The organism is Pseudomonas triticicola (assembly GCF_019145375.1).
Lineage (GTDB): Bacteria > Pseudomonadota > Gammaproteobacteria > Pseudomonadales > Pseudomonadaceae > Aquipseudomonas > Aquipseudomonas triticicola.
Genome location: NZ_JAHSTX010000001.1, coordinates 4,493,219 through 4,506,297, shown reverse-complemented (window position 1 = coordinate 4,506,297; position 13,079 = coordinate 4,493,219). Strand labels below are relative to the sequence as shown.

Here is a 13,079-nt window from a genome sequence, read left to right as displayed (position 1 = left end):
CGAAGCGCCGATTCACGTTTCTTTGACGACCGGCTCACGGCGCGTTGACCGCTCGAAAGCGAAGCTGCAATTCCTTCAATGAAGATTGCCGAAACGGTCAGCCCAGCATGTCTCGAGTGCGCTTTTTCCCCGCGTTATGTTTTTCGCTTGTTGCACTGCTGCATGGCATCGCCGCCCGGGCGGCCGACGCCACGCCATCTCGCCCGGCCGAGTGGGCACAGCCGGTCGAGGCGCAGTTCAACCTGTTCCGCATGTCACCGACGCTGTATCGCAGCGCCTTGCCCAGCCCCGGTGCGGTGCCGCTGTTGAACGATCTGCATGTCGTCACCGTAATCAACTTCCTGCCTGACGCTGATAGCGACTGGCTCTCCGCACCGGGCATAAAGCAAGTGCAGCTGCCGTATCGCACCAACCACGTCGATGACAGCGATGTGCTCAAGGCTCTGCGCGCGATTCAGTCCGCCGAAGCCGACGGCCCGGTGCTCATGCATTGCAAGCACGGTTCTGACCGCACCGGTCTGATGGCGGCGATGTACCGCGTGGTGGTGCAGGGCTGGAGCAAAGAGCAGGCGCTCAAGGAAATGACCGAGGGCGGTTTTGGCGACAGTCAGCATTTCCACGATAGCGTGCGCTACGTGATGCAGGCCGATGTCGATCGGTTGCACGAAGCCTTGATCAATGGCGAATGCAGCACCAGTGCATTCGCCATGTGTTCGATGAAGAGCTGGTTCGACTCGGCGCACGTCCAGCGTTGATCAGCTCAATCGGCTGGCGCAGGAAATAGCGCACTGTCGATCGGTTTACCCAAGAATGCTTGCAGCGCGGCGGGGAGTGACTGCCTGTCACCCGAGAGCAGGTGTTCGCGCAGGTCCCGGCCCGTCTGTTCGTTGAACAGGCCTTCACGTTCGAAGCGTTTGAACGCCTCGCTCGCCAGCACACCCGACCATTTGTAGGCGTACAGCGAAGCCTCGTAACCGGTGACCAGATAATCGCAGCTGTTGGCGAAGCGGCAATAGGCTGGAATATGCAGGCCCGGGAATTCGCTTTGCACATCCTCCACCACTTGTTGAACAGTGCGACCGTCGCCGTTACAGCGGTGCAATTCAAAGTCGACCAGCGCGCTCAGCGATAGCATCGCCGTATCCCGGCTGCGCTGGACGTCGGTGGTGGAAAACGCGGCACTGGCCTGTGCTTCGGACAGGCGCTCACCAGTCTGGTGATGGGTGCCCAGCCAACGCAGAAATTGCCCGGATAACGCCCATTGTTCGAACAGTTGCCCGACAAGCTCGGCCGCGTCGCGGCTCAAGTGCGAGATACCGGACAGGTTGTAGTGCGGCGAACGCGTCAGCACGTGATGCAGGCAATGGCCGAATTCGTGCAGCAGCACGCGTAAATCGTCATGTCCAAGCAGGTCCGGATGCCCGGTCGCGGCGGCCGTGAAATTGCAATGCAACGTGGCAATCGGCAGCGCTGGTCGGCCTTCGGCATTGATCCGTCGATTGCGCAACACGCCGGTCCAGGCGAAGTCGGTGCCCGCCTCGTGATGGAAGGGATCGATGTAGATGAAGCCAATCGGCTGATCATGCTCGCTGATTTCCAACAGGCGAACGTTGTCGTGGAAGTGCTCCTGGCGGGAATTTTCGCTGATGCTGATGCCGAACATGTGCTCGCTGAAGCGACACAAACTGTGCAGAGTGGTGTCCAGCGGGAAAAACTGGCGCAGGTCCTGGTCCGCGCCGCCGGACTGCTTCAGGCGTAACTGCTCGGCGAGTAAATCGTGATCCCACGCTTGTATCTGTTCAACCCTGTGCTCGCGGGCCAAGGCTTGCAAATCATCGGTTTCGCCCGCCAGTGACAGGACGTTGAGGGCGATCTGCTGGCGTAGAAAACGGCCAACCTGATCGGTACCGGTAGCCATACGGTTGTGCAGCCGCAGATGGGCAAAGTTGTCAAAACCCAAGAGCCGGGCTTTGGCATGACGTGCGGCCAGCAGCGTCTGCAAAACCGGCCCGTTATCGAAGCGACCGGCGTGTGGCCCCTGATCCGAAGCGCGGGTGCACCAGGCTTTGAAATACTCCTCGCGTAGTGCGCGGTGTTGTGCCCTCTTCATGACCTGTTGGTAAGTGTTCTGATTCAGGGTCAGCCGCCACCCGGGCAGGCCGGCCTTGCGGGCATTGGCGGCCAGATGCGCCTGCGTTTCGGGCGGCAGTCCCGCCAATAGCGCGGCATCGTCGATGTCTTTGCTCCATGCAGCGTTGACCGATTTGAGATTGCTCATGAAGCGCTTTTCCAGCAGATCGATTTCGCCGTTCAATCGCGCCAGATCCTTGCGCTGCGCACTCGACAATTCACTGCCGGCCAAGTGAAACCTGCGCAGGACTTTCACCAGCGAGGCTTTGCGTGCAGCACTGAAGCTGGCGGCTATGGAGCTCTGTGCCAATCGTTGATAAACCTGCAGCAACTGTCGATTGCCGGCCTTCGCAGTCTTGTAGCGCTGCGCGGCGTGCGTACTCAGGGCTTCCTGCATCAACCACTGGGGCTCATCGGCATGACTGATCGAGAGGAACTCGATGATCGCCAGGGTTTCATCCAGGCGCGCATCGGCTTCATCGATGGCAATTACCACGTCGTCCCAGTTGGGATGATCGACCTGAGTGGCGATGACGTTTTCAATAACCAGCAGGTTGTCGGCAACGATGTGCTCGACTGCTGGCAGCAGATGTTCGGCGCGTATCGCCGACCAGGGCGGCAACTGCCAATGTTGTAAAAGTGGATTGGTGTGGGGCATGACGTCTTCCGTGAGAGAGGGCTGGATTGGTCAGCCTAATCAGGAAGCGCAGGGCGAGGTGGTAGACGATTACCGCCACCTGCCGACGATCATCGGCAGGTGGCGGTAGCTGTCATTGTTGTTCGTCAGGCTTTTTCTTCAACTTCGGATTGGGGAAGAATTGCACCGCCTGGACCTTCTTGTCGGCGGCAGGTTTCAGCGCGCTGGTATTGACCCGCGTGCCCAGCTCTTTGGGCACCGACAGGCCCTGCTCGTTGAGGGTGTCAGAGTAACCGCAAGCCACGCATTCGCGGTGCGGCACGCCGTCTTCGTTCCACATCATCAACTTGTCCGGCTCGCTGCACGCCGGGCAGACTGCCCCGGCGATAAAGCGCTTCTTGGTGATCACAGGGCCGTCGCTCATGCTGCCGCGTCCTCGCTCAGGCCGCTGTGGCGCAGCAGCGCGTCGATCGACGGCTCACGACCACGGAAGTCGACGAACAGCACCATCGGCGCCTGCGAGCCGCCGCGCGCCAGAATCGCCTCGCGGAACGCACGACCGGTGTCAGCGTTAAGCACGCCGTCCTCTTCAAATTTCGAGAAAGCATCGGCGGACAATACTTCGGCCCACTTGTAGCTGTAGTAACCCGCCGCGTAACCACCAGCGAAGATGTGCGCAAAGCTGTTAGGGAAGCGGTTGTAAGCCGGCGGACGCATCACCGACACCTCGTCACGCACGCCCTCGAGCACTTGCGCCACGCTGCGGCCATCGCCATGGGTGGCATGCAGTTCGAAGTCGAACAGCGAAAACTCCAGCTGACGCACCATCATCAGCCCGGACTGGAAGTTCTTCGCCGCGAGCATTTTTTCCAGCAGATCCTGCGGCAGTGGCTCGCCGGTCTCGTAGTGGCCGGAGATCAGCGCCAGGCCTTCCGGCTCCCAGCACCAGTTTTCCATGAACTGGCTCGGCAGCTCGACCGCGTCCCAGGCCACGCCATTGATGCCGGATACACCAGCGTGTTCGACGCGGGTCAGCAGGTGATGCAGGCCGTGGCCGAACTCGTGGAACAGGGTGGTCACTTCATCGTGGGTCAACAGCGCAGGCTTGCCGCTGTCGGCCGGGGTGAAGTTGCAGACCAGATTGGCGACCGGGCTTTGCAGCACACCGTCGACGGTGCGACGACGGTCGCGGGCGCCGTCCATCCAGGCGCCGCCACGCTTGTTGGCGCGGGCATACAGGTCGAAGAAGAAGCGGCCGACGTGCTGGCCGTTTTCCTTGATCTCGAACAGGCGGACGTCCGGATGCCAGGTGTCGAAGCCTTTCAGTTCGGCGATCTCGATGCCGTACAAACGCTGGACGATGGCGAACAGGCCGCTGAGGACTTTATCGATCGGGAAGTAGGCGCGCAGGGTTTCCTGAGCGACGCTGTAACGCTGCTCGCGGAGTTTTTCGCCGTAGAAACCACTGTCCCAGCTTTGCAGATCGGCGCAGCCCTGTTCGGCAGCGTAAGCGCGCAGCTGTTGCAGATCCTGCGCGGCGAACGGCTTGCTGCGCTGGGCCAGATCACGCAGGAAACTCAGCACCTGATCGCTGGATTCGGCCATTTTTGTCGCCAGACTCAGTTCGGCGAAACTGGCGAAGCCCAGCAGTCGGGCCAGTTCCTGACGCAGGTCGAGGATCTCTTCCATCACCGGGCCGTTGTCGTTCTGGCCAGCATTCGGGCCTTGGTCCGAGGCGCGGGTGCAGTAGGCGGCGTAGACTTCTTCACGCAGCGCGCGGTCTTGCGCGTAAGTCATCACCGCGTAATAGCTCGGGAATTCCAGAGTGATCAGCCAGCCTTCGAGGCCCTTGGCCTGGGCGGCGGCAGCCATTTGCGCCTTGGCCGAATCGGTCAGGCCGGCGAGGGCGGCTTCGTCGGTGATGTGCTTGGTCCACGCCTGAGTGGCGTCGAGCAATTGATTGGAGAAGCGGCTGCCGAGCTCGGACAGCTTGCTCTGCACTTCGGCGTAACGTTTCTGCTCGGCTTCCGGCAGATCGATACCCGACAGACGGAAATCGCGCAGGGCGTGTTCCAGAATGGTCTTTTGCGCGACGTCGAAACTGGCGGCTTCCGGACTGTTGGCCAATGCTTCATACGCCTGGAACAGTTCGCGGTTCTGGCCCATTTCGGTGGAGTAGGCGCTCAGGGCCGGCAGGCACGACTCGTAGGCTTCACGCAATTCGGCGCTGTTGCACACGGCGTTAAGATGGCTGACCGGGCTCCACGCCGCACCGAGGCGATCGTTGAGTTCGTCCATCGCCAGCACCAGACCGGCCCAGGTCGGGTTCTTGCCCTGGGTCTTGAGGATTTCGGCGATGGCGGCGCGGTTGTCCGCGAGGATGGTTTCGATGGCGGGCAGGACGTGTTCGGCACGGATCGTGGAGAACGGCGGCAGGTCGTAGGACTGCAAAAGAGGGTTGTTCACGCTCACGGTTGGCACCTTGGCTGGAAGAAACATGCGCCCATCTTAATTACAATCGACACTCACCGCAGCTATCGGCGACAGAGAGAGAACTAATCGTGTCCCTTCGCAAATACCAGAATCACACCCCTCGCCTGAGCAACGGCGCATTCGTCGACGGTTCGGCGGTGGTGATCGGCGACGTCGAAATTGGCGCAGACAGTTCGGTCTGGCCGCTGACGGTGATCCGTGGCGACATGCACCGCATCCGCATCGGTGCGCGCACCAGCGTGCAGGACGGCTGCGTGCTGCACATTACCCACGCCGGGCCGTTCAACCCGGACGGTTTTCCCTTGCTGATCGGCGATGACGTGACCATCGCCCACAAGGTCATGCTGCACGGGTGCACCGTTGGCAGCCGCGTGTTGATCGGCATGGGCAGCATCGTCATGGACGGCGCGGTGGTCGAGGACGATGTGATCATCGGCGCCGGCAGCCTGGTGCCGCCGGGCAAACGCCTGCAGAGCGGCTTCCTGTATGTCGGCAGCCCGGTCAAGCAAGTGCGCCCGCTGACCGATAAAGAAAACGCCTTCTTTACGTACAGCGCGGCGAACTACGTCAAGCTCAAGGACCTGCATCTGGCCGAAGGCTACGATCAGCTCTGAATCGCCCTACACCTGCTTGGGAATTTCCATGCATTACCAGACCGTACTGTTCGACCTCGATGGCACCCTGACCGACCCGCGTGAGGGCATCACCCGCTCAATTCAATTTGCCTTGGCCAATCTCGGCATCGACGAACCGGATCTGAGCAAACTGGAACACTTCATCGGCCCGCCGCTGCTGCAAGCGTTCATGCAGTTCTACGACTTCGACGAGGCCAAGGCCTGGGAAGCGGTGAATTTCTATCGCGAGCGCTTCAAGGTCACCGGCCTCTACGAAAACCGAGTATTCGACGGGGTCACGCCGCTGCTGGACACCTTGAGCGGGCAGGGGCGGCGGTTGTACATCGCCACCTCCAAGCCGTGGGTGTTCGCCCGAGAGATCGCCCGGCATTTTGATTTTGCCCGGCATTTCAAAGTGATCTACGGCAGCGAGCTGGACGGCACGCGGACCAACAAGGTTGAGCTGATTGCACACCTGCTCGAGGAAGAACGCCTGGACCCGGCGCAGACCCTGATGATCGGCGATCGCAAGCACGACCTGATCGGCGCGCGCAGCAATGGTCTCGATGCAGCGGCGGTGGGCTATGGGTTTGGCAGTTTTGAAGAGCTGAATGCCGAGGCGCCGGCTTATCACTTTGAAACCTTGGACGAGTTGCATCAGGCGTTTTTGCAGCGCTGATGAAATAGCCTTCGCGAGCAGGCTCGCTCCCACATTGGATCTCGCTGCCTCTGTGGGAGCGAGCCTGCTCGCGAAAGGGCCGTTATGCCTCCGAGTACCTTAGGACTGGGCCAGCGCTTCCAGCGCCGCCTTACGCTCATCAACCGGCAACCGTCCCAACCGCTCAACCTCGGCGTAAAACCTCATCCAATCCCCATCTACTTGCCTGAACACCGCCGCAAACGCCGGCACCCACTGGTCATACAGCCCGAACGGCAACAACCGCGCATTGTTCAGCGGCGCATTGACCCAGGCGTCATAGCGTTTGTCCCCGGCCCACTGACTGTCGCGCATTAGCCGATACTCCCGGCGCAAGCGCTCGAATTCCGCCGCTTTGCGCTCTCGCATCTGCTCGGCGGACAGCGGCTGCGCATAGAGCTTCTCCAGTCGTGAGCGCGTGTCGAGTACCAGACCGATGAACTGGTCACGCTGCTTGAGCCTGGCATCCGACTCCGCCGGCAGGCCGCGAGATGCGCGCCACTGCCGCGTGCCTTCCTGCTCGACGAAGGTGGCGAATGACTCGTTGAACTCGGTGTCGTCCTTCACATAGAACTTCTGGTGCGCCAGTTCATGAAAGATCAGCGTGGCCAGTCGTTCGTCGCCCCAGCCCATCATCGAATTGAGGATCGGGTCATTGAACCAGCCGAGCGTCGAGTACGCCTCGACCCCGCCGATCGACACGTCCATGCCCTGCAAGCGTTGAATCGCCGCCTCGCCACGGGCCGCGCTCTGGCTGTAGTAGCCGCGATAGGCCACGCAGCCGGCAATCGGGAAACAGTGATTCTGCGGGGTCAGGGAAAACTCTGCGGTGGCGAACACATTCCACACCACGAACGGGCGACCGATGTCGGCGTACAGGCGATAGCTCTGGTTGTCCGGCAAGTGCAGATGCTCGCTGGCGAACGTGCGGGCCTTTTGTGATTGAGCCAGATGCGCGCGCAGTTTGGCGTCGCGGCTGGGGTCGGCAATGACTTTTTCGACCGGCTCGCGTGCGCGCAGCAGTTGCAGTTGGCCGCTGGCCAACTGGCTGTAGTAGCTGACGCTGGCGCAACCGTTGAGCAACAAAAACAACACACCCGGAAACAAAATCGGAAAAACGCGATCAAGTAACCCAAGGCTGGAAAACGGCCTGATCAAAATAAGAAATTCCCCGGAAAGTCTGCCCCAAGACTATCCCGCCTCAAGGAGCACCGCTATGCGCATGTTGATGCTGACAGGAGGCCTGCTGACGCTGGCCGGTTGTGCCGGATTCGGAATGCCCGACCCCGACCCTTCGCAAGCCTGGATCGATCTTGACGCTCGCCAACACGACACGGCGCTGCAAGCCGTACAAGTCGACGCTACACAGGCTGTCGACAAACGTTATTTCGAAGTGGAGCCCGGCAGCCATGAGCTGAAGGTGCGCTATCAATTCCCGGTCGAAGCCACCAACATCGGCCCGAATGCCGAACCGCTGTGGCGCGATTGCCAGATGAGCGTGAAATTCAAGGATTTCAACGCCGGCCAGCGCTATCAGCTGCAGGCTGGCAGCATCGGCTTCCGGCCTTGGGCCAAGCTTTATGACGAACAGCGCAAGGTTGTCGGTCAGGGCACGCCGGCGGGCTGTCAGAGCAGTTGATCGGCGCTATGCTGGCTATTCGAATCTGCGGATATCCATCATGCGTACCTTGCTGCTGTTGCTCGTTGTCGGTCTAGTCGCCGGTTGCCAGACGCCGTTGCCTGCCATTGACCCGCACATGGCCTGGGTCGACTTCTCTACGCCAAGCCCCGGCGGCAAGTTGCTGATGGCCGAGCGTCTCGACAACCAGCGCTTGAACGACGGGCGCTTCTTCCAGGTGACGCCCGGCAGCCACGAGCTGCGGGTGCGTTTCGACTTCGAAGTGTTCGGCGGCGGTGGCAGTCTGCTCACCGGCCCGGTGGAGCGTTTGTGTTATCTGACGATCCGTTATGACCACTTCGAAGCAGGCCAGCGTTATCTCTTGGAAGGCCGCTCGCTGGCGTTTACGCCGAGCGCGCGTTTGTACAATGCCAAGCGCGAGATCGTTGCTGAAGACCGCGAGTTCCACTGCATCATCTAGCGCTTCAGCTGTCGTTTTTCTGGTAGATGATGCGCTTGGTACCGTTCTCGCAAGTGCCGACGATCATGGCCGAGTCATGCTGCTTCGCCTCTTCTGCCGTGATGATTTCCAGGGTGTAGGAGGGAATTGCCTTCGCCTGAATATTTCTTTCGATTTCCTTTCTGAGCTCTTCGCAGTCCTTCGGGGCTGCGAAAGCGGACGTGGCCAGTGCACTGCAAAGGATCGCCAAGCCAATACGTTTCATCGATGAAGCTCCTTGAGGCAGCGCGCACGGGTGTGCGCTGAAGCTGCTGTCGATTATTCGACCACATTTCTGCAGAGCGGGTTCTGACTTTGCTCACACCTTGTATTAATTGCCGGTCGCTGAGCAGGTTTCGAGACTGCCTTCGCGAGCAAGCTCGCACACACTGGATCTGCGACGTGCACAAATCCCCTGTGGGAGCGGGCCTGCTCGCGAAGGCGTCAGCCCGGCAAACGCCGAATCAGCTGACCAGCGAAGCCTCAAGGGTGATCTTCGCATTCAGCACCTTGGAAACCGGGCACCCTTCCTTGGCCTTGTTGCTCAGCTCTTCAAACTGTTGCTGAGTCGCGCCCGGGATCTTCGCCTTGAGAATCAGCTTCACCGCAGTGATCGCGAAGCCGCCGTCAACCTGATCGAGGGTGACTTCGGCGTTGGTGTCGATGCTGTCTGCCTTCAGGCCCGCATCACCGAGAATCATCGAAAACGCCATGGAGAAGCAGCCGGCGTGGGCCGCGCCGATCAGTTCTTCCGGGTTGGTGCCTTTGCCGCCTTCAAAGCGCGCCTTGAAGCCGTACGGCGCTTCGCGCAGTACGCCGGTTTCGGTGGAGATCGAGCCGAGACCGGTTTTCAGATCGCCTTCCCAATGCGCCGATGCCTTTTTCACGATAGCCATGTCTGCCTCCTCAAATATGGCGCGGAACGCCGCGCCGTCGCGGTTTTTACTAGCAAGGCTTCTGAGGATAGACGGCGGAACAAAGTTCAGCCTGGCTGAATCGTTGACTTTTTTAGTAGGAAATTTCGTCGCTGCTATTGAATCTCGGGTATATGCCCTCATTCCATAAAACACGCTTATGGATTTGGCAGGTTTTCGTTCGCAAGAAAAACCTGCCTCCCCACCCGGAGATGCAGGTTCATGAAAAAACTGTCCGACGTTAAATTTTCCACCCTCGACCTGGTGCCAGTTCGCGAAAACGGCAGCGCGGGGCAATCGCTGCGCAACTCGCTGGATCTGGCACAACATGCCGAAAAATTCGGCTACACGCGCTTCTGGGTTGCCGAACACCACAACATGGACGGCATCGCCAGTTCGGCCACTTCGGTGTTGCTCGGCTATCTGGCCGGAGGCACGTCGACGATCCGCGTCGGTTCTGGCGGGGTGATGCTGCCCAACCATGCGCCGCTGGTGATTGCCGAGCAGTTCGGCACCCTCGAGAGCCTGTACCCGGGACGCATCGACCTGGGTCTGGGCCGCGCCCCCGGCTCTGACCAGATGACCGCCCGCGCCTTGCGCCGTGAGCGCTCGGGCAGCGCTGACGACTTCCCTGAAGACGTTGCCGAACTGATGCGCTACCTCGGCCCGCGCACCCCGGAGCAACGGGTGATCGCCATGCCCGGCACCGGCACCAACGTGCCGATCTGGCTGCTCGGCTCAAGTCTGTTCAGTGCGCAATTGGCGGGTGAGCGCGGCTTGCCTTACGCCTTCGCCTCGCACTTCGCGCCGCGCTTCATGCACGAGGCGATTCGCATCTACCGCAACCACTTCAAACCGTCGGCGGTGCTCGACAAGCCGTACGTGATGCTCGGCGTGCCGTTGGTGGCAGCGGATACCGACGAGCAGGCCGATTACCTGGCGACGTCGGTGTACCAGCGCATTCTTGCGCTGATGCGTGGCCAGAGCCTGGTGCAGCGTCCGCCGGTGAAAACCATGGACGGTCTGTGGCTGCCCCATGAACGTGAGGCGGTGGGCGATTTCCTCGGCCTCGCCATGGTCGGCGGCCCGCAGAAGATCCGCGCCAAGCTTGAGGTGTTGATCGAGCAGACCCAGGCGGATGAGCTGATTTTCACCAGTGATCTGTACGAACACGCCGATCGCATCCATTCCTACGAACTGCTCGCACAAGTTATGAAAGGCTGAAGAGTCCCTCACCCTAACCCTCTCCCAGAGGGAGAGGGGACTGACCAAGGGGCTCTTGCGAATTACACCGACCTGAAATATCCAGTCGAACTCAAGATTGGAATCTTCCCGGATCTGCTCCCTTTCCCCCTCGCCCCCTTGGGGGGAGAGGGCTGGGGTGAGGGGGAAGCAATCTTAAACCGTCCCAAATTCCAAGTGCTGGACACAAAAAAGCCGACGCATCCACGTCGGCTTTTGTATTTCAGGCGCGATCAACCGCGCTTGTAGACGATTTCCTTGCTGCCGCCTTCGCAACTGCCGACAACGTCACCATCAGCCGCCGCACCTTTGTCGACAACATCCAGCGAATAGCCGGATACGCCTTTGGCATCGAGCTTCGCGGCGATTTCGCTTTTCAGCTCGTCACATGGCTTGCCGGCTGCAAACGCACCACCCGCAAGGCTCAACAAACCTACTGCCAACATGAACTTCTTCATCGGTCGCACTCCCTGGTCGGATTGAAAGAGGCGGGCATCGAGTCATCCACCCGATGCGCTCACCTTGTAGCGCTTTGCCATTCCCTATGGCACTCGGCCAGCGCGCAAGTTCAGAAGACTAGCTCAAACTCAGCTGGCGGCAATCTTGAAGCCGACTTTCAGCGTGACCTGAAAGTGCGCTACCTGGCCATTTTCGATGTGGCCACGGGTTTCGGTCACTTCAAACCATTCCAAATTGCGCAGGGTCTTGTTCGCCTCGGCCAGTGCATTGTTGATGGCGTCTTCGATGCTGGTAGTGGACGAGCCGACCAGCTCGACTTTCTTGTACGTATGATGGTCACTCATGGCGTTCTCCTTGGGTTGGAATGGCGTGTGAAATTGAGCCTAGCAGGCAATTGCACTGATGATTTCGGCGCCGCTGCGCTGCCGAAGTTCAGAATTTCTGCACTTTCTCGACATGCTGAAGTCCCAACCAACACACGCCACTCATCACCAATGCAGGAGAGCCACCATGGCCAACACCTCTTTACGTAAAGCCTCGTTGCAAAGCATGGAAGCCGAGATCGAGAGTCTGCTCAAATCGTTGGAAAGCTTGAAAGACGATGCTTCGGACGAGTCGCGCAAGACCCTCAAGGCGCTGAAAAGCAACGCCGAAAGTGCGCTGAAACATTCCCGTCATCTGCTCAGCGACGCGTACGAAGAAGTCAAAGTGAAAACCCGCGAGACCGGCATTGCCACTCGTGACTACGCACAAGAACACCCATGGACCACAGCCGGCGTGGCTGTCGGTGCAATCGGTCTGCTCGCCGCCTACTTTTTGTTCAAGCGCGGCGAGTGATCAGGCTGGCGCAGCTCGTTCTTGAGCCACTGCGCCAGTTGCCGGGCGCGCCCGTCCGCGGCGCGCTTGGGTAGCCACAACGCCAGTTGCGCCTGGGTTTCGCAAAAGCCCCACGGCGCAACCAGGCGACCCGCCTTCAGATCTTCGGTTACCAGCGGCTCCGGCGCGATTGCCACGCCGAGACCTGCAACAGCCGCCTCCAGCAAATAATACAAATGCTCAAACCCTTGCCCGAGCTTCAACGCCCTGGGATCGAGGTAGTTTTGCTGCGCCCAGCTGGGCCAGGCTTGTGGGCGAGAGGTGGTGTGCAGCAAGGGCTCATCAAAAAGATCTGCGGCCACAGCGGTGTGCAGCTTCTGATAACCGCTATACAGCGGGCTCATTACGGGGCCGATGCGTTCCACCGCCAGTTCATAGACCTGCATATCGGCGGGCCACGGTGGTTCGGCGAACAGCAACAGCGCATCAAGGCCCGGGCGCCGGGGATCGAGATCACCTTCACCGGCCGACAGGTGCAGACGCAGATCCGGCAAATCGGCGTTCAGCCGCCCCAGACGCGGAATAAACCAGCGCGCCAGCAGGCTCCCGGAACAACCCAGCACGAACGGCGCATCCGCTGTGCTTTGCGTAAGTTCGGCGCAAACACTGCGCAACCGATCGAACGCCTCAGCGCTGGCATCGCGCAGACGCGCTCCGGCATCTGTGAGTTTCAAGCCGCGTCCGTCCTTGACGAACAGGCTCACCCCTAGATGTTCTTCAAGCACCTTGAGCTGGCGGCTGACCGCGCCGTGGGTGACGTGCAGCTGTTCGGCAGCCTGACTCACACTGTTCAGACGGGCAGTGGCCTCGAAGGCGCGCAAGGCATTTAGCGGGGGAAGGTCGTGGCTCATGGTATCTGTGAGTTTTCCTGACAGGTTGTGGCGATCTTATCGGTTTTCA

General features: G+C 60.2%; 16 protein-coding genes. 7 read left to right on the top strand and 9 right to left on the bottom strand.

Features of this window, described 5'->3' with window-relative positions; all coding sequences use genetic code 11:
• Positions 1 to 107 precede the first annotated feature (107 nt).
• Positions 108 to 755 carry a phosphatase domain-containing protein gene (locus KVG85_RS19815; protein WP_217864737.1) on the top strand — a complete coding sequence of 216 codons (648 nt, stop codon included), beginning with the start codon at positions 108 to 110 and terminating at the stop codon, positions 753 to 755.
• Between the two features lie 5 nt (positions 756 to 760).
• Here KVG85_RS19815 and KVG85_RS19810 read toward each other — a convergent pair whose 3' ends face one another.
• The 3 genes from KVG85_RS19810 to prlC all read right to left on the bottom strand — a co-directional run bounded on the left by KVG85_RS19810 (position 761) and on the right by prlC (position 5,266).
• Positions 761 to 2,788: a M3 family metallopeptidase gene (locus KVG85_RS19810; protein WP_217864736.1), complete on the bottom strand. Its 2,028-nt coding sequence runs from the start codon at positions 2,786 to 2,788 to the stop codon at positions 761 to 763.
• A 112-nt stretch (positions 2,789 to 2,900) separates the two neighbouring features.
• Positions 2,901 to 3,191: a YheV family putative zinc ribbon protein gene (locus KVG85_RS19805; RefSeq protein WP_016772316.1), complete on the bottom strand. Its 291-nt coding sequence runs from the start codon at positions 3,189 to 3,191 to the stop codon at positions 2,901 to 2,903.
• Complete coding sequence (gene prlC, locus KVG85_RS19800) at positions 3,188 to 5,266, bottom strand: oligopeptidase A (RefSeq protein ID WP_217864735.1); 2,079 nt, start codon at positions 5,264 to 5,266, stop codon at positions 3,188 to 3,190. The genes KVG85_RS19805 and prlC overlap by 4 nt, the downstream gene beginning before the upstream one ends.
• 62 nt (positions 5,267 to 5,328) lie before the next feature.
• Here prlC and KVG85_RS19795 point away from each other — a divergent pair, with 62 nt between their 5' ends.
• On the top strand, positions 5,329 to 5,874 hold the full coding sequence (locus tag KVG85_RS19795) for a gamma carbonic anhydrase family protein (protein WP_016772314.1): 546 nt from the start codon (positions 5,329 to 5,331) through the stop codon (positions 5,872 to 5,874).
• Between the two features lie 28 nt (positions 5,875 to 5,902).
• Positions 5,903 to 6,553: an HAD family hydrolase gene (locus tag KVG85_RS19790; protein WP_217864734.1), complete on the top strand. Its 651-nt coding sequence runs from the start codon at positions 5,903 to 5,905 to the stop codon at positions 6,551 to 6,553.
• Positions 6,554 to 6,652: 99 nt separating this feature from the next.
• On the opposite strand, the gene KVG85_RS19785 is transcribed toward KVG85_RS19790, so the two are convergent.
• Entirely contained in the window at positions 6,653 to 7,729 is a 1,077-nt protein-coding gene (locus KVG85_RS19785; RefSeq protein ID WP_217864733.1) for an aminopeptidase, read from the bottom strand.
• Positions 7,730 to 7,787: 58 nt separating this feature from the next.
• Between KVG85_RS19785 and KVG85_RS19780 the strand changes: the two genes are divergently transcribed.
• Together KVG85_RS19780 and KVG85_RS19775 are read left to right on the top strand one after the other, a co-directional pair.
• The gene (locus KVG85_RS19780; protein WP_217864732.1) at positions 7,788 to 8,210 is read left to right on the top strand and encodes a PA0061/PA0062 family lipoprotein; all 423 of its coding nucleotides are present in this window, start codon (positions 7,788 to 7,790) and stop codon (positions 8,208 to 8,210) included.
• 40 nt (positions 8,211 to 8,250) lie between these two features.
• The gene (locus tag KVG85_RS19775) at positions 8,251 to 8,670 is read left to right on the top strand and encodes a PA0061/PA0062 family lipoprotein (RefSeq protein WP_217864731.1); all 420 of its coding nucleotides are present in this window, start codon (positions 8,251 to 8,253) and stop codon (positions 8,668 to 8,670) included.
• Positions 8,671 to 8,674: 4 nt separating this feature from the next.
• Here KVG85_RS19775 and KVG85_RS19770 read toward each other — a convergent pair whose 3' ends face one another.
• Positions 8,675 to 8,914, bottom strand: coding sequence for a DUF1161 domain-containing protein (locus tag KVG85_RS19770; protein WP_212617575.1), 240 nt, complete (start codon positions 8,912 to 8,914; stop codon positions 8,675 to 8,677).
• A 238-nt stretch (positions 8,915 to 9,152) separates the two neighbouring features.
• Complete coding sequence (locus KVG85_RS19765; RefSeq protein WP_016772308.1) at positions 9,153 to 9,584, bottom strand: OsmC family protein; 432 nt, start codon at positions 9,582 to 9,584, stop codon at positions 9,153 to 9,155.
• 240 nt (positions 9,585 to 9,824) lie between these two features.
• On the opposite strand from KVG85_RS19765, the gene KVG85_RS19760 reads away from it, so the two are divergent.
• Positions 9,825 to 10,826, top strand: coding sequence for an LLM class flavin-dependent oxidoreductase (locus KVG85_RS19760; RefSeq protein WP_217864730.1), 1,002 nt, complete (start codon positions 9,825 to 9,827; stop codon positions 10,824 to 10,826).
• A gap of 251 nt (positions 10,827 to 11,077) precedes the next feature.
• On the opposite strand, the gene KVG85_RS19755 is transcribed toward KVG85_RS19760, so the two are convergent.
• Positions 11,078 to 11,302, bottom strand: a complete 225-nt coding sequence (locus tag KVG85_RS19755; protein ID WP_217864729.1) for a DUF1161 domain-containing protein — start codon at positions 11,300 to 11,302, stop codon at positions 11,078 to 11,080.
• Between the two features lie 129 nt (positions 11,303 to 11,431).
• On the bottom strand, positions 11,432 to 11,647 hold the full coding sequence (locus tag KVG85_RS19750) for a dodecin (RefSeq protein ID WP_016772305.1): 216 nt from the start codon (positions 11,645 to 11,647) through the stop codon (positions 11,432 to 11,434).
• Between the two features lie 166 nt (positions 11,648 to 11,813).
• On the opposite strand from KVG85_RS19750, the gene KVG85_RS19745 reads away from it, so the two are divergent.
• Positions 11,814 to 12,140 (top strand): ElaB/YgaM/YqjD family protein, encoded by a 327-nt coding sequence (locus KVG85_RS19745; protein WP_039757078.1) that lies wholly within the window; start codon positions 11,814 to 11,816, stop codon positions 12,138 to 12,140.
• On the opposite strand, the gene KVG85_RS19740 is transcribed toward KVG85_RS19745, so the two are convergent.
• Entirely contained in the window at positions 12,113 to 13,030 is a 918-nt protein-coding gene (locus KVG85_RS19740) for a LysR family transcriptional regulator (RefSeq protein ID WP_217864728.1), read from the bottom strand. The genes KVG85_RS19745 and KVG85_RS19740 overlap by 28 nt on opposite strands.
• Positions 13,031 to 13,079: the final 49 nt, after the last annotated feature.